Annotated in this window: 14 protein-coding genes, 1 tRNA gene and 2 pseudogenes; 9 read left to right on the top strand and 8 right to left on the bottom strand. The window is 53.4% G+C overall.

Annotation, left to right across the window (positions count from 1 at the left end):
- Positions 1-40 precede the first annotated feature (40 nt).
- Positions 41-226, bottom strand: a pseudogene (locus ABFV38_RS05375) (LexA family transcriptional regulator); the annotation flags it as partial.
- A 173-nt stretch (positions 227-399) separates the two neighbouring features.
- Between ABFV38_RS05375 and ABFV38_RS05370 the strand changes: the two are divergent.
- A complete protein-coding gene (locus tag ABFV38_RS05370; RefSeq protein ID WP_235404725.1) occupies positions 400-1,497 on the top strand; it encodes an acyltransferase in 1,098 nt (365 codons plus the stop codon).
- A 48-nt stretch (positions 1,498-1,545) separates the two neighbouring features.
- Positions 1,546-1,841, top strand: a pseudogene (locus ABFV38_RS05365) (tyrosine-type recombinase/integrase); the annotation flags it as partial.
- Between the two features lie 15 nt (positions 1,842-1,856).
- On the opposite strand, the gene ABFV38_RS05360 reads toward ABFV38_RS05365, so the two are convergent.
- Positions 1,857-1,933, bottom strand: a tRNA-Arg gene (locus ABFV38_RS05360).
- Between the two features lie 278 nt (positions 1,934-2,211).
- Here ABFV38_RS05360 and ABFV38_RS05355 point away from each other — a divergent pair.
- From ABFV38_RS05355 to fimZ, 3 genes are all read left to right on the top strand, one after another.
- A complete protein-coding gene (locus ABFV38_RS05355) occupies positions 2,212-2,898 on the top strand; it encodes an EAL domain-containing protein (RefSeq protein ID WP_348958726.1) in 687 nt (228 codons plus the stop codon).
- A gap of 36 nt (positions 2,899-2,934) precedes the next feature.
- Positions 2,935-3,663, top strand: coding sequence for a response regulator transcription factor (locus ABFV38_RS05350; RefSeq protein WP_048225963.1), 729 nt, complete (start codon positions 2,935-2,937; stop codon positions 3,661-3,663).
- 800 nt (positions 3,664-4,463) lie between these two features.
- A complete protein-coding gene (gene fimZ, locus ABFV38_RS05345; RefSeq protein WP_008499339.1) occupies positions 4,464-5,096 on the top strand; it encodes a fimbria biosynthesis transcriptional regulator FimZ in 633 nt (210 codons plus the stop codon).
- A 51-nt stretch (positions 5,097-5,147) separates the two neighbouring features.
- On the opposite strand, the gene sfmF is transcribed toward fimZ, so the two are convergent.
- From sfmF to fimA, 6 genes are all read right to left on the bottom strand, one after another.
- Positions 5,148-5,669 carry a fimbria assembly protein gene (sfmF, locus tag ABFV38_RS05340; RefSeq protein WP_045909722.1) on the bottom strand — a complete coding sequence of 174 codons (522 nt, stop codon included), beginning with the start codon at positions 5,667-5,669 and terminating at the stop codon, positions 5,148-5,150.
- Positions 5,670-5,678: 9 nt separating this feature from the next.
- Positions 5,679-6,686, bottom strand: coding sequence for a type 1 fimbria D-mannose specific adhesin FimH (gene fimH, locus ABFV38_RS05335; RefSeq protein ID WP_348958723.1), 1,008 nt, complete (start codon positions 6,684-6,686; stop codon positions 5,679-5,681).
- Positions 6,679-9,240, bottom strand: a complete 2,562-nt coding sequence (locus ABFV38_RS05330; protein ID WP_348958721.1) for a fimbrial biogenesis usher protein — start codon at positions 9,238-9,240, stop codon at positions 6,679-6,681. Before ABFV38_RS05330 ends, fimH begins: the two co-directional genes overlap by 8 nt.
- Positions 9,241-9,254: 14 nt before the next feature.
- Complete coding sequence (gene fimC, locus ABFV38_RS05325) at positions 9,255-9,947, bottom strand: type 1 fimbria chaperone FimC (protein ID WP_048030144.1); 693 nt, start codon at positions 9,945-9,947, stop codon at positions 9,255-9,257.
- Between the two features lie 34 nt (positions 9,948-9,981).
- Entirely contained in the window at positions 9,982-10,527 is a 546-nt protein-coding gene (gene fimI / locus ABFV38_RS05320; protein WP_023310642.1) for a type 1 fimbrial protein subunit FimI, read from the bottom strand.
- A 68-nt stretch (positions 10,528-10,595) separates the two neighbouring features.
- Positions 10,596-11,159 (bottom strand): type 1 fimbrial major subunit FimA, encoded by a 564-nt coding sequence (gene fimA, locus ABFV38_RS05315; protein WP_008499333.1) that lies wholly within the window; start codon positions 11,157-11,159, stop codon positions 10,596-10,598.
- Positions 11,160-11,468: 309 nt separating this feature from the next.
- Between fimA and folD the strand changes: the two genes are divergently transcribed.
- The 4 genes from folD to malI all read left to right on the top strand — a co-directional run bounded on the left by folD (position 11,469) and on the right by malI (position 15,433).
- Positions 11,469-12,335, top strand: coding sequence for a bifunctional methylenetetrahydrofolate dehydrogenase/methenyltetrahydrofolate cyclohydrolase FolD (folD, locus tag ABFV38_RS05310; protein ID WP_008499332.1), 867 nt, complete (start codon positions 11,469-11,471; stop codon positions 12,333-12,335).
- Position 12,336: 1 nt separating this feature from the next.
- On the top strand, positions 12,337-12,549 hold the full coding sequence (gene ybcJ / locus ABFV38_RS05305) for a ribosome-associated protein YbcJ (RefSeq protein ID WP_028012224.1): 213 nt from the start codon (positions 12,337-12,339) through the stop codon (positions 12,547-12,549).
- Between the two features lie 284 nt (positions 12,550-12,833).
- Positions 12,834-14,333 (top strand): PTS transporter subunit EIIC, encoded by a 1,500-nt coding sequence (locus ABFV38_RS05300; RefSeq protein ID WP_045909726.1) that lies wholly within the window; start codon positions 12,834-12,836, stop codon positions 14,331-14,333.
- An 83-nt stretch (positions 14,334-14,416) separates the two neighbouring features.
- A complete protein-coding gene (gene malI / locus ABFV38_RS05295) occupies positions 14,417-15,433 on the top strand; it encodes a Mal regulon transcriptional regulator MalI (RefSeq protein WP_045909727.1) in 1,017 nt (338 codons plus the stop codon).
- The last annotated feature ends 18 nt before the right edge of the window (positions 15,434-15,451 follow it).

Here is a 15,451-nt window from a genome sequence, read left to right as displayed (position 1 = left end):
CTCATGGCATAGCTATGCCTTTTCCCCCATCATATTGATCAAGCAATGATCCGTCACATGGTCCCAGTGAAGCGTCGACAACCAGCAACGCACCGCTAAGGATTCCTTCACGATAGTGAGTAGAACCCGCTCGTATGAAGTACGTAGCCGCTGGTCTGGTGATGATGCGCTGGTCGAGTGATATGCGTTCTTCAACGTAGTCTGTTACTGGACTCGGGAATCCCATAATGCACCTCCGGTAAATACTATGAATGCATAAAACATTAAAAAGGTGCACTTAGATCAAGTTTTGATCACGTAGCCAGCCCAGCGGTTAGCCGCATAATGATACGCATGCTACGATAGGATTAATCTCAATTTAATTGACCTGAATGGTCAAAACTCAACCAGTATAATTTAATGAAAAAGAATAATGACATAGAAGTTTTAAGGGCTGTCGGTATACTTTATGTAATTATATCCCACTTTCCAGTGTTTATGCCCTGGAATCCCTCATGGCATGGATGGCTATTTAATCACACTTACTTCTGGAGTGGTGTTGATTTATTCTTTGCAGTCTCTGGTTTTGTAATAATGAAGAGTATTTATCCGTGGGTATTTAGTTCAGAAAAAGATGCTTACATATCAGCAACAATTACTTTCTGGATAAAGAGATTTTACAGGCTTATTCCTGCATCCTGGACCTTTCTTTTATTGACATATCTCGCATCTATTTTTTTCAACTCAATGGGTACACTTGGCGTACCATCTAATAATCTTGCCGATGCGATAGGGCAATTCTTTTATCTTTCTAATTGGCGATCATATTATTGCACTGCTGGTCAGGCAGCATGCGGACTCAATAATCATTATTGGTCATTATCATTAGAAGAGCAATTCTATTTTATTTTACCAATTGCCATCCTTATTTTAAGGAAAAACGTTGTTTGGTTTTTTGCGGCGTTGATAGTAATTCAATTCCCGACGTCACGCATTCCAGGGGAATGGTTATGGCTTAATAGAGTAGATTCAATGATGTGGGGGTGCTTAATCGCTATGGCAACCGAAACTAAGTTTTATCAAAAGATTAAACCTACATCATTAAAATCAATACCTTACAAGGTGCTAATTGCGTCTGTGCTTCTCTATTCTTTGGCATTTTTTGCCAGAGGTGAAATCGTAAGTTTCAATATGGGTGTAGTTGCGCTAGTTTCTGCAAGCATGGTATGGATTTCATCTTATGATGAAGGTCTATTGTTTGGTAAGTATATTTCTAATAATAAAGTTGTTTTGTGGATTGCCTCAAGATCTTACAGTATCTATCTCAGTCATCCATTGGCTTATGTTTTGATGATGGAGTATTGCAAACAAACACGTGGACAGTTGAATAACGATGCCATGTTCACGATTATGTTTTTCGGCACTTTACTGACCATAGCACTTTCCGAGCTCTCATTTAGATTTATTGAGTCCCCATTAAGAAAACGAGGCGCTCAGATAGTTCAGCCAGCAAGATAGAGTGTAAAAGCCAACCTTCTTAGAAGGTGGCTTTCCTCCGGCGGTCCGAAAATACGTATGGACGATAACAGCGCATGATGCATTGGCCTGGCAAAAGCAGGTATAGAGAACTTCCGTTTTCACGACTTCCGGCATACCTGGGCGAGCTGGTTAATTCAGTTCGGCGTTCCGCTGTTCGTTCTGCAGGAAATGGAAGGCCAGGAGTCAATAGAAATGGTCAGTCGTCACGCTCATCTGGCGCAAAATCATTTAAGCGAACATGCACGGAAAATAGATGCCAATTTGGCAAGCATGACACAAATACGACACAAGGAGAGAATCAGGCTGGCTTGAAACTGGCGTAAATGCCTGTTTTTAAATGGCACGCCCTGTAGGATTCGAACCTACGACCTACGGCTTAGAAGGCCGTTGCTCTATCCAACTGAGCTAAGGGCGCACTGAGAAGCGTGTACTTCGCGGCGGTGAAACGCGAAGAATTATACGGTCAATGGCAGGTGAGTCAATGCCTTTTCCGTTTTAAGGAGCAATTACCGCTAGCCGATTGTAAATACGGCTATTTTCTCAACATTTATCCCCGTTTTACCGTAAAATTTAGCGCTGCGAAAAGGCTTAGTTGCATTTAAGTAACGCCTGCTGTTTTCCTGTACGTCAGCTCGTCACACTAGAGTCAGGTATCCCGGCCGCCTGGAGGCTGACAGACAACAGGACAATGGAGTGACAGCGCAAAACCTGATCGATACGCCCCCCCGGTTACAGTACTTATCTCAGGACATCGTCGGCATTAAGCTTGAGCCCATCGTCGCCCTTACCTCCTTGCGCCAGGTTGGCGTCGAGGTCCTTAGCGTTCTGGCCGACACGCGGCACAGTGAGGACTTTTTTTGCGATCGGTCCGCTGAGTGGTCGATAACGCTGCTTGAAGCGCAGCTTGCCACGTTAAAAAATATGCCGCACGGTCATAACCTTTTTATTAATCTGCCGATAACCGTCCTGACAGAGCCTGCGTCCTTTCAGCGTCTTATCAGACTCCCCTGCGTGCCGCTCAATATTGAGTTTGTCGACCCTGCGGCTTTTTTGGCGCTGTCTGTCGCGCGCAAGCAGCTTGTGGTTCAGAATCTGCTGCAGCTGAGCAGACAGGGGCACGCAATCTGGCTGGATGACATCGATGACGTCTTAGTGCAGTCGTTTTTATCCTGTCGACTCCCGTTAAGCGGCATCAAAATAGATAAGGAAGCATTCTGGCGTTTACGCGACACCCCTGCGCTGAGGCAACTGGTTTCCCTTTGCTTTCAGCTTGCCGGGAAAGTGCTTATCGAAGGTATTGAGACTGAACGCGATCGTACCTGGGCACTGCAGGCAGGCGCAGACTTCGGCCAGGGATATTACTGGCCGTCCTGGACATAGCCGGAGGATTAAAACGCCATTTCCAGGAGGGAGACCATGCGAATGACAGTGCGCCGTTACCGGCGGCGGCGTACAGGAAGTGATGCACTGGGATTTACGCGCTCACCTTTTGCCCCCCCCTTTTTCGACCGGCTCGAATTCTTGAGCCAGTCCATCAGCCAGCCCCGCAAAACAGACGCCCCGTTTATCCTTCTGGTGACGGAGGATCACTATCTGCGCACCGGTTTTCTCAACGGGCAGTTCCCGCTGAGCAGCTGCTGTGACTACGCCACGCTGGATGACGCCCTTGTCGCGCAGACGCAGTGGCCTTCTGCCCGTCTGGTCGTGGATATTGAAAGCCGGTCCACGGGGCTTCTGGAGAAACTGGATCAGTTGAGACGCCACAGCCTGTTTCCGCCTTTCCTTACGCCCTGGCTGTTAGTCCGGGCCGATAATTACGACACTCGCCTCTTCTGCAAAGCGGCGGGTCCTTTTCATGTGCTCGAACGCCAGCTGAACGCCGCAGCACTCCAGCACAGCCTGCTGGATACCCGCCCCCCACAGGGCTCCGACAAAGACTGGTTCTCCCGCAACGAATGGCCGATCCTGCAGGAACTTTCCCGGGGCAAGACGTTACGTCAGATTGCCCTTATGCAGAATCGTCCCTATAGCCGCATTATCTATCGTCTCAGCTGCATCCTGGTGAAACTGGGGCTGAGTCATCGGCAGGAATTACTTCACCTTCTTAATAACCTCTCAGACTGCACGTTTACACTCACGTCCTAACCCCTTATTTCCTAAAGCGCTTTAGGAATTTACTTACCATTCGTGTTTCAAAAATGTTAATTTTTAACAATAAAGTCGAAATTATAACTATTCCTAATTTATGGCCGCGAACCTTGCGAAATGCCACAAATTGAACGAACGGCAGCACTTTCCTCCATCCGTTAAGTGAATGCAGACGGCGTTAACAAGATGATAATGATGTAAAAACAAGCAGGTTAGCGGGAACGCTCAGGAGAAAAAAGCGAAGCGGATAGCATGTTCTCCTGTGCATGAGATGTGGGCCTTCGGGTCAACCTGCGCGCTTTCAGATGAAGGTCTGACGGCCTGCGAGGGCAATTGTTGTCCTCATCAGCGTGGGTTTGTCCCCCTGAATGATGCGTATTTTTGTTAACAATTGATCAACATAAAGAGATATGTGTTATTTTTTGTTATTACATAAAGATGAAAATATGCGGTAAATGAGATAACAGGATATTTCCGCTAAATTTAAAAAAATAGCGATTCAGATCCAGAAGATAATACAAACCCATAAGCGGATATTAATTTACAGGGTTTTCGGAAAAAACTTACCCTGTATAATAAGATGCGTACCAAATCTGAATAAGAAAAACCTTTTTGCCAACACCAGCCAAATGAGATGACCGCGCTGAGGCATAGTTCTTTTCATTACGTAAACAAGGATGCTTTCGCTCTTTCCAGGGAAATACTACGGTATAGGGATCTGCACATTATATCCTTCCGGCATTTCGAGAGTTTTACCAAACTCTGCATAACGCTTTTAACAATCTGAGGCATTAAAAATGAAACCGGCATCCGTTATCATTATGGACGAACATCCTATCGTCAGAATGTCGATAGAAGTCCTGCTACAGAAAAATAAGAATATCACAGTCAAGCTCAAGTCTGGCGATAGCCATGAAGTTCTTGACTGTATCCGTAATCACCCTATCGATCTGGTGATCCTTGACATTGAACTCACGGGCACGGATGCTTTCGCTTTACTTAAGAGAATCAGAAACTTAAACAAAGACATTAAGGTTCTGTTCCTCTCGTCTAAATCAGAGTTATTTTACGCGGGTCGCGCTATTCGCGCCGGGGCAAATGGCTTCGTCAGTAAACGTAAAGATTTGGGTGAGATCTACAACGCCGTAGAAATGATCCTGATGGGCTATTCCTTTTTCCCGTCGGAAACACTGAACTTTATAAACCATTTAGGTTCAGGGAAAGGGATGGCTGTCGATATGCCATTATCGAATCGCGAGGTCACGGTATTACGGTATCTGGCGAATGGATTATCCAATAAGGAAATTGCTGAACAGCTACTATTAAGCAACAAAACCATTAGCGCGCATAAATCCAATATTTATTCCAAACTGGGTGTGCAAAGCATCGTGGAATTAATTGATTACGCCAAAGCGCACGAGCTGCTTTAACCTGAATTCACTCCCTGCAGCTTATCTGAGCTGCAGGGAGTGCGGTCAGTGCTAATTATAGTTAATCATAAAGGTGGCATCCGCATCGGCTCGTCCGGGCTGAGGGTTATCTGCAGTGGCAATATAATTGGCATAAAACGACAATGTTGCATTCCCCTGCGCATCAACCGAGACCGGCTGGCTGGCCTGCTGGAGAGCCAGACGCGTTTTATCCGCATCCCTGATCTCTACCGCGACACGGCTCGCTGTACTGGCGTCGTTCAGCGCCAGCAATCCGTTATTGCTCCCGTCGGCTTTGCCCGAAAACGTAATGGACGCCGCCCCTGGCGGACAGCCGGTCAGCTTCAGCGTAAACGGCATGGGCTGCGTTCGGCTCCCGGTAGTGCTGAGCTGTTTCGTGGGCCAGGTGCCCAGCGTAACGGTCTTGTCGCTGTCGCTCCCCTCGGCAACGCAGGTAAAATCGACAATGTTGCCGTAGAGCCGAATGTTAATTTCGCCCAGCGCGGTGTCCGCCTGAGCCTGTGTGCAAAGCGCAAAAAGCGCCACGGTGATAAAACGGATCCCGTTTCGCATATCGGCTCCTTAGTCGTAATCCACACGCAGATACCCGCGCGAGGTAAAACGCCCTTCCGCTGGCTTATTGCCCGTCACACTCACCGGCCAGACCCGGATCCCTACCTGTGCCTGCGCGCTATCGTCAAGGCGGAACGGAATTTTGCTTGTCAGGTTGTTAGGCATCAGCGGCGCCCCGCTCTCGTTAGCGATGATAAATCCGACGTCCGGGTTATCCGACACCAGCACATTATCAGAGACTTTTTCCGCCTCAACGCGCATCGTCAGCATGGCGTTCGCCTCCACGTTGGTGCATTTGATCGCAATGGTTTTGCTTTGCGATGAGACGCCCTCCGGTTTGTTACCTACACCCGCCTTGCTGAACAGGGAGGCGCCAATGTCACCGAAATCAAACTCCACCACGTTACCGGCATTGATGGCGCAGCTTTGCGGCACCTGGATGGTACCGCTGTAGCTGATGGTATAGACCGGCGTGGTGAGCGGATCGGAAGAGGTGGTGGTGACGTAAACGCGGAACATGGTGGCGCGCGGGATCACGACCATGTTAATAAAACGCCGGGTCACCTTAAGGCGGAAGACAAGGCTGGAGTCCTGCACGCCAAACGGTTTGTTTTTCGAGACGTTAGGGTGGCTCCCCATCTGGATATAGTTTTTGGGCGGATAAAACACGCCAGCATAGCTGTCCGTGATTTTCATGGCCCCGTCCAGATAGTCGTTAAGCTTCAGATACTGATAGCCATCGCTCGTGCCCGTTACCGGGTAGTCGGTCACATAGCTACGCTTGGTGGTATTCCCGACGGTGCCCTTCGGGCAGACGGCATTCACCCCTACCCACTGCGACTTCTCGCTGAGCGTCACGACCTGTCCAATCTGGTTATTCGAGCTATTGAATTTATCCGTCAGGTCGTAATGCACCTCCGTCGGCACGCCCTTTTCATTGACGCACACGGTAGCGAATGCGTTTGTCGCAGGCAGTAACGCCAGAAGCGACAAGGCAAAGATGTGGGTTTTATTCACAGCGAATCCCCTTCAGTGTGATTGCCTGTTGCAGGCTCTTTTCAGGCAAGCTGTAAGGCGCGCGACACTGGGACTGCGCCCCGTCGCCCCACTGGATCAGCAGTTCGCCTTCCAGCGGCAGCCCGCTCAGGTAAATTTGCCCGTCATCCCCCACCATGCTGGTGACACCGCTCCGGGTCTCACGGACCACCGCGCCGAACGGCACGGGCTGGTTACCGCGCATCACCGTCAGCAGGGCGCGCACGCCAATGCGGGTATCAAAGCTGGCGCGCACCAGCGCGCCTTTGGTCGGCACCACGCTGCTCACGTTGTTTTCGATGTCGGTGTTGTTGCTCATGGTGTTGGTATCCAGCGCCACGCGGTTATAGCGGTAGACGGTGGCATACGGCATTACCGCGTAGCCTCGCCAGTCGGTTTTCACGCCGGTCTGGTTTTCCACGCTGACGCCGGATGCCCCCGGAGCTTTGATCAGCACGTTGGTGTCGCCCAGCGGCTGGCTGAAGGTCACGCCGTCGGCATGACCGACGACCCGGCCGGAGAGCTGCCAGTTAAGATCGTGCTGATCGTCGCTGTAGTTGTAGCCCACGCCCAACGTGCCGTAGGTCGCCTGCCAGTTGGCGCTGGCGCTTCCGCTTGCGCCGTTGGTGCTGGTGTGTCCCTGGGTCACGCTGTAGTTCAGGTTGCGGTCCTCCAGCAGCGTGCCGCTGACGCCGGTTTGCCAGCTCGTGTCGCCATCGCTGTTCCGGCTGGCGGATGCCGTGGCATAGGCGCGGTCAATCGCGCTGTCCCGGCGATAGCCCTGGCGAGTAAAGATACTGAACGGCACGGAGACGTTAAACGACGCGATCCGGTCGGTGCCGTCGATCCCGACGGATTTGTTCCACGACCACGAAACGGAGTAGTTGATCCCCTTCACGCCCCCCGCGTAGCCCAGCTGGTACCAGAGGTTCGACTCGTCGGTTCCCCAGTAGGTCTGCTCGCTGCCGGAGATATAGACCGAGCCGTAGTCCCCCAGAGACTGAGATACGTTGAGCTGGAAGCGGCCTTTTTTATTCCACGTCAGGTTGTGATAACTCTGCACGTCCGGCACACCGTCATTATCCTGGCTGTCGGCATACTGATAGCCTTCCATTGAGCGCCAGGCGACATCGTCCAGGGTGTAAAATCCTTTTGTGGAGTAGCGGTAGCCCAGCAGCTGGAAGTTGGTGCCGAAACCGTTAAGGGATTTCGCATAGAGGAAGCGCAGGGACTGTCCTTCATGCTTGCTGTCGTCCGCGAGCTGGCTGCGGGCGTGGGTGATATCGAGCGAAACCGCGCCCCAGTCGCCCAGGTTTTTTCCGGCCCCGACGGCGACCGCGGTATAGCGTGAGGCCAGCTGCGTTCCGCCGTAGAGCGTAAAGCCGTTGGCAAGTCCGGTAATCAGGGTGCCCTGGGTGAAGAACGGCGTGTCCTGATCGCTGTTACCGCTGCGGTAATCCCCCGCGACGAGGTCATACTTCCAGCGCCCTTCACGCTGCAGAAGCGGCACGGTGGAGTACGGCACGGTATAGCGCTGCTGGGTACCGTCTTTCTCTTCCACCGTCACTTCCAGGTCACCGCTTGAAGAGGTGGGGTTGAGATCGGTAATCGCAAAGGCGCCCGGCTGCACATAGCTTTGATAGATCACGTAGCCATTCTGACGGACCACCACTTTGGCGGGCGTACGGGCGATCCCGCGCACGGTGGGCGCGTAGCCCTGCAGGCTGTCCGGGTACATGCTGTCAGACGAGAAGAGCCGTCCGCCGCGGAACCCCATGCTGTCGAAGACGTCATTGCCGGTATTGCTGTCGCCCAGGACCAGTTCGCTTTTCAGCGGGATCACGGTGCGCTGCGCCCAGGTGCCAATATTCTGCCACTCGCTGTGTCGCTGCCCGTTGGTCTGCGTGTATCGCCATGCGCCGTTGTTACGCAAGCGCCAGGCGCCATAGTTCAGCCCGCTTTGCAGGTTGAGATAATAGCTGTCGTCTTCGCTTCCCCGGTTGCCGGAGAAACTGTAGTTCAGCAGCGCGGCGGGAATGCCCTCATCCCACTGTTCAGGCGGAATGTAGCCCCGGGCGCTGTTCTGCAATGCCACCTGCGGCAGGCTGACGTTCAGGCGCTGTGAGGCAAAGTTGAATACCGTTTCGCTACCGGGAATGGCCGTGGTCAACGGGACGCACGCCTCACCCTGGACTTTAGCCAGCTCGGGAAACGCCACAACGTTGACGCCAAAGCGGTCGAGCATCGCCCGCGTAATACACGGCGATAACCCGCCCGCCACCGGCGGCGTGTTCTCAGCCTGCTCAAAACGCACGTCCTGAGTTCCGATAAATTCATCGTTACGCCAGATATCCACGCGATAAACGCCGGGTGCCTGCTGGTGCCCTTGTTCAAAACGCGACAAATCCGCCACGCTGGCGGTGTCGTCGGACAAAAAGGCCGGGTTGAAATAGCTTTCGCTCCAGCCAGCCTGTGGCCAGAGCGCAGCCATCAGCGCCAGCGCAACCGGGCAGTAACGTCTCTGGTGGTTTTTCATCGCCCTGACTCTGCTCACAGGTTGACGCTACGCGCCGGCGTGATGGCACCGTAGTCATTCACGCTCTGCCAGGAGAGCGTGCCGCTGGCACCGGCTGGCAGTACCTGCTGAGCCGCGCTTTTCGGCGCAACCATCAGGTTATCCAGCGTCTGACCGCCCAGCTTAAGATTGACGAGGGTGATGTAATACGGGGATGCGTTGCTGACTTTGAGATGGTTGCCGGCGCGCTCAAACCGCAGCTGGGAAAGCGCCTCTTCTGGCTGCATCGCCAGGTTGTTCGGTCGCACAAACAGCTTGATGCGCGAGAGGATAGCCAGCTGCAGCACGTTATTGTTTTCCGTTTTGGCTTTGTTCACTGACGGGATCGCTTTCACGTTCATGTAAAACAGCGATTCACGGTCGGCAGGCAGCGCAGGACCGGCGTAAATAATGCGCAGCGTGTTTTCACTGTCCGGCTCGCTAACAAACAGGGGCGGCGTGACGGCAAACGTTTTTTCTTTTTGCCCGTTTGCATTTTCAATCCACGCGTTAATTAAATAGCGTTCCTGTTTATTGCTGTTGGTGATTGCCAGCGACGTTTGCTTCGCCTCTGCGGGATAAATAACGCGGGTGGCTCCCAGCGCAATACCGCCGGATGCATTCGCGCATGCAGAAACCATCATTAAAATAAACGATAAAAAAAGTCCTGGTTTAATTAGGGTATTCATCACAACCGTACCTTTAATAATGTGTTCGCAGGTGTTATGGATAAATCAACGTAAACCAGACATCCGACTGAATTTTGCCTGGCTCGAGGTGTTCGGAAATAGCCCGATAGCGGGCGCTAAAATGGAACGCCAGCTCGCGGGTATCGATCGGCAGCCAGCTGACGGCCGTGGCATTCGGGATAATCTGACGTTGCTGTTCGTCAAAGAGCGCCAGCCCGACGCCGCTGCTGACAGGCGTTTCCCCTGGCCGCGATGTCGCCAGAAAGACCTGCGGATCCTCTGCGGGTGTGACGCCCTGAAACTGGATCCCCACGGTGCGCGAAACATCAACGCTGCAGTCCAGCAACCGCACGGTGAACGGCACATTCACCGTGGAAAAACTGCCCACGCCGGAAAATGAGTTGGTTCGGTACTGCCCCATATCGATGCGCATATTCTGGCTGTCGGGCGCCACGGCGCAGCCGCCGTTCACCAGTTCACCCCGGAGATGAACCTTGCCGCCTTCGATCACCACGGTATGCGCCGATGCCGGGCAAGCCATCGCAAGGGTTAACAGCAGTAGTGTTCCTGTCCTTGTCATCCTTCGTTCCTGGCAATAGCGTATGACGGGCCTCGTCCCTGAGGCCTGAACATCCCTGTGCGGAGGAATTATTCGTATTTCATTACGAAGGTGGCATCGGCGTTCGCCTGGCCTGGCTCGGTAGTCGCAGCCGTTGATTTATAACGCGCGGTGAACTTCAGGGTGTTTGTCCCTTCGATCAGCGTCTGCGCAGCAGAGAAGGTCGCACCGTCTGGGGTCAGAACGCTGGATTTGCTGTCGAGGATCTCGATACCCACGCCTTTCGCGGTGTTGTCGTTGCTGCCGGAGGTGACGGCCAGCAGGGTTTTGTCGGTTGGGTCGATCTGACCGGTGAACGCAACGGCTGCGGTTTTGGCGACCAGCGGATCGCAATCGTTCAGTTCAATGTTGAACGGAATATTAGAGGTGGTGTCGCCCACTTTGGTGAATTTCGCGGTGCGATACTGACCCAGATTAACGGTCTGCTCGGAAGAATCAGTATTGACTGAACAAGCCGCATTAACCAGCTCACCTTTAAAATGTACGGTACCGCCATTTACGGAAACCGGGGCAGCAGGATCTGCTGCATTTGCGGCACCCGCAACCAGGGCCAAAGTTGCAATAACAGTAGAAGCAATGTTGCTGAGTTTCATGTCTATTCCTTTAAAATGTAAATAACCCTTCCCGCGAATAATCGGGAATAAGAAATACGTTCAATTGATGAATTGAAAGCTTATTTCGGAGGAGACAAAGTAGCTCAGGAGGCGATTTTTAAATATGTCAAAACGCTGCCATTTCGCCAGGTCACATCCTAATCCCGCCTAAGAAATTGACCATCCCTTAAGAAGGGTTTTTGCGGCTTGCTGATAAAAACGCGCAAAGGGTGACTGACAGCGAGGCTCGCTTCTGACAAAATACACGCATCCCCCTTTTCGAACGTTACAGACGGAATCTTCTCTCTGATGGCAGCAAAGATTATTGACGGTAAAACGATTGCGCAGCAGGTGCGCTCTGAGGTCGCGGAAAAAGTGAAGGCGCGTAAAGCGGCCGGAAAACGCGCCCCCGGGCTGGCCGTTGTGCTGGTTGGCAGTAACCCGGCATCGCAGATTTATGTCGGCAGCAAGCGCAAAGCGTGTGAAGAGGTCGGCTTCGTCTCCCGCTCTTACGATTTGCCGGAAACCACCAGCGAAGCAGAACTGCTGGAACTTATTGACACTCTGAATGCCGATAAAGAGATCGACGGTATTCTGGTTCAACTGCCGCTGCCTGCCGGTATCGACAACGTGAAGGTGCTGGAGCGTATCGCACCGGATAAAGACGTGGACGGTTTCCATCCGTACAACGTGGGCCGCCTGTGCCAGCGCGCGCCGCGTCTGCGTCCATGCACGCCGCGCGGTATTGTGACGCTGCTGGAGCGTTATAACATCGATACTTACGGCCTGAACGCCGTGGTCATTGGCGCGTCCAACATCGTGGGCCGTCCGATGAGCATGGAGCTGCTGCTGGCCGGCTGCACCACCACCGTTACCCACCGCTTCACCAAAAACCTGCGCCACCACGTTGAGAACGCCGATCTGCTGATCGTCGCGGTCGGTAAGCCGGGCTTTATTCCAGGCGAGTGGATTAAAGAGGGTGCGATTGTCGTGGACGTCGGGATTAACCGTCTGGAAAACGGCAAAGTGGTCGGCGACGTGGTGTATGAAGATGCCGCCGCGCGTGCCTCTTACATTACCCCAGTACCGGGCGGCGTAGGCCCGATGACCGTCGCAACGCTGATTCAGAATACCCTGCAGGCATGCGAAGAATATCACGACGTAGAGGACGCGTAAGATGGCCACATTTTCATTAGGCAAACACCCGCACGTTGAGCTGTGCGATCTGCTCAAGCTGGAAGGCTGGAGCGAAAGCGGTGCGCAGGCGAAAATCGTCATCGCCGACGGGCAGGTAAAAGTCGACGGCGTGGTGGAAACCCGCAAGCGCTGCAAGATTGTCGCGGGGCAGACCGTGAGCTTTGAAGGCCAGAGCGTAACCGTTACGGCCTGAGCCCCCTCACCCTACCCCTCTCCCCAACGGGGAGAGGGTACAGTCCGAACGCCGTTTCCAGGCCGGGTAAGGCGAAGCCACCACCCGGCAATGTCTCTCATCATCCCCTCACACCCATCACGGTTATTTATCGATCAACTTCAAATAATCACTATTTCATCTGTTGAAAAGTGAAAATTCAGTTGCGCGTTTTTCACTCTTTGCCCACGATAAGTAGAACGTTCTACTAAAACGTTCTACTTACAATAACAGCGCCAAAAAAGCGCTACTCGGGGGAAATCAGCATGAGTCTGATATCAGGGTTTGTTAAATCGCTGTCTAAGTTATCGATGATTGGTCGCGCCTTAATGCTGCCAATTTCACTGCTTCCCGCTGCGGGCCTGCTGCTGGCCTTCGGCGATAAGTTCCATCTGCCGCTGATGATGAACGCGGGCGGGGTTATTTTTGATAACCTGCCGATGCTGTTTGCCATTGGTTCTGCCGTGGGCCTGGCGTCAGAATCCGGCATTGCGGCGCTGTCCGCGGCGGTCTCGGTGTTTGTCACCAATATCACCATCAGCACCGTGCTGAGCATCACGCCGGAAATGGCCTCCCAGGGCGGGAAATACGCCATGGTAGTGGGCATTCCGACGCTGCAGATGGGCGTCTTTGGCGGCCTGATCTGCGGTATTCTCGCGGCCTGGTGCTACAACCGCTTCCACACCATGCAGCTTCCGGAATTCCTGGGCTTCTTCTCCGGCAAGCGCTTCGTGGCGATTGCAACGGCGTTCCTCTCGTTCCTGATGGGGCTGCTGCTGCCGTACGTCTGGCAGCATATCCAGGCCGGTATCGACGCCCTCTCCGTGGTCGTTAACGGCGATAATCAGGCGGCCTCGACCTTTATCTTCGGTCTGGTGGAACGCGCGCTGATCCCGCTCGGTCTGCACCATATCTGGTATCCGTCGTTCTGGTATTCGTTTGGGGATTACACCACCCAGGCAGGCCAGGTGATCCACGGCGACCAGACCATCTGGTTCAAGATGCTGGAAGAAGGGGTGAAATCCTTCAGCAGCGACACCTACCAGAACGCCGGCAAGTTCATGCAGGGTGAATTCCCGCTGATGCTGTTCGCGCTGCCTGCGGCGTGCCTGGCGATGTATCACGAAGCCCATACGAAGAATAAAAAAATCGCGGCCGGTATTCTGTTCTCTGCGGCGCTCACCTGCTTCCTGACGGGGATCACCGAACCGGTTGAGTTTACCTTTATCTTCGTGGCACCGATTCTGTACGTCTTTAACGCCATCATGGCGGGCCTGGCCTACATGACCATGTACCTGCTGCATGCGCATATCGCCAAGTCGTTCTCTGCGGGCTTTATCGACTATCTGTCATTCGGGATCCTGCCGTCGTTTAACGGCTACCAGACCCACTTCCTGAGCGCCATTATCATCGGCATTCCAATGGGCCTGATTTATTACTTCACGTTCCGCTTTGTGATCCGTCGTTTCGACGTGAAAACGCCGGGCCGCACTGAAGTAACCGCTAACGCGGATGAGAAATCGGATTCCGAACTCGCGACCGAGATCATCACCCTGCTGGGCGGCGCGCATAACATCGACTCCGTCGGCGCCTGTATCACTCGTCTTCGCCTGGAAGTCACAAAAAGCGAGGCGGTGGATAAAGACGGCCTGAACGGGCTCGGCGCGCGCGGCGTGGTGTTTGTCGGCGACAACGGTATTCAGGTGATTTTCGGTGCCAGAGCACAGTTTATCGCCCAGACCATGTCCACCATGATCGGCAAATAATAAGATGCCTGAACGACACGTCTCCTGTACGCTGGGAGACGTGTTTTATCTGGCTGATAATCGGTAAATTTCAGGGAGCGGTTTTGAAGAAAGTCAGCATTATTGATGTCGCGAAGCACGCGGGCGTGTCGGTTTCCACCGTCTCGCTGGTGCTGCGCCAGAAAGGGAAAATCTCAGAGGCAACGATCGAGAAGGTCAACGCTGCCATCAATACCCTGGGCTATGTTCATAACGTTGCCGCTGCCAACCTTCGCGCCAATACCTCCAACCTGATTGGCCTGATCCTCCGTGACTTTAGCGACAGTTTCTCCATCAAGGTGATGGCGAGCATCGTTCAGGATCTTGAAAAACAGGGGTATATGGTTTTTCTCGGTCAGCCCCAGAACGACCATGACCATCTTGAGCGCTGCCTGCTGTCGTTTAAGCAGCAGGGCGTCGCAGGGGTGATCTATCTGGCCTCGGATACCCGCACCGCCACCCTCCCGGAAAAGATTCGCCACTGCCCTCTGCCGCTGGTGGTGGTCTCGCAGTCGCTGCTGGATGAAAAATGCAATCTGGTGATGCGCGATAACCGACAGGCGGCCAGTCTGGCGGTGCGTTATCTTATCGAACGCGGTCATCGTAATATCGCCTATATTGGCGGACGCGAAGGCTGCCTTATCCGCGAACAGCGCCTGCTCGGTTTTCGCAGCGCGATGGCGCAAAACGGGCTGGTCTGGCGCGATGAATACTCTCCGGCCTGCAGCGATGACACGCTGGCAGCCGGTTTCGCGACCCGCCAGTTGCTGGAAAAAAACAATACCATCACCGCCCTGCTCTGCCACTCGCCGGATGCCATGATCGGCTCCATCTCCGGTATTCATCAGGTCGGGCGTACGGTGGGTAAAGATGTGTTTCTGACGCAGCAGGTCGCCCTGGTCGGTTTCGAAGATATGCTCCACGTTAACCTCACCTCGCCCTCGTTTACCTACGTTTCGTCCGCCAGCGAAGAGACGGGGCGTCAGGCGGCCGGGCTGATTATTCGCACGCTGAAGGAGCCGACGCTGCAAACCCAGCGCATTACGCTTTCCGGGCAGCTTATCGCACGCGAGTCGGCGTAAAATCAGAATTTCGCACAG

Origin of the sequence: Enterobacter cloacae complex sp. Mu1197 (genome assembly GCF_040059225.1) — a bacterium.
Classification (GTDB): domain Bacteria; phylum Pseudomonadota; class Gammaproteobacteria; order Enterobacterales; family Enterobacteriaceae; genus Enterobacter; species Enterobacter quasiroggenkampii.
Note: the sequence above shows the minus strand (reverse complement) of the source record. Positions and strands in the feature narration are given on the sequence as shown.

Coding starts and splice junctions, on each gene's coding strand:
- fimC (WP_048030144.1), bottom strand. CDS start 9,947: ATGAATACCCTAATTAAACCAGGACTTTTTTTATCGTTTATTTTAATG.
- folD (WP_008499332.1), top strand. CDS start 11,469: ATGGCAGCAAAGATTATTGACGGTAAAACGATTGCGCAGCAGGTGCGC.
- fimI (WP_023310642.1), bottom strand. CDS start 10,527: ATGACAAGGACAGGAACACTACTGCTGTTAACCCTTGCGATGGCTTGC.
- ABFV38_RS05350 (WP_048225963.1), top strand. CDS start 2,935: ATGCGAATGACAGTGCGCCGTTACCGGCGGCGGCGTACAGGAAGTGAT.
- fimZ (WP_008499339.1), top strand. CDS start 4,464: ATGAAACCGGCATCCGTTATCATTATGGACGAACATCCTATCGTCAGA.
- ybcJ (WP_028012224.1), top strand. CDS start 12,337: ATGGCCACATTTTCATTAGGCAAACACCCGCACGTTGAGCTGTGCGAT.
- sfmF (WP_045909722.1), bottom strand. CDS start 5,669: ATGCGAAACGGGATCCGTTTTATCACCGTGGCGCTTTTTGCGCTTTGC.
- ABFV38_RS05330 (WP_348958721.1), bottom strand. CDS start 9,240: ATGAAAAACCACCAGAGACGTTACTGCCCGGTTGCGCTGGCGCTGATG.
- ABFV38_RS05300 (WP_045909726.1), top strand. CDS start 12,834: ATGAGTCTGATATCAGGGTTTGTTAAATCGCTGTCTAAGTTATCGATG.
- fimA (WP_008499333.1), bottom strand. CDS start 11,159: ATGAAACTCAGCAACATTGCTTCTACTGTTATTGCAACTTTGGCCCTG.
- ABFV38_RS05370 (WP_235404725.1), top strand. CDS start 400: ATGAAAAAGAATAATGACATAGAAGTTTTAAGGGCTGTCGGTATACTT.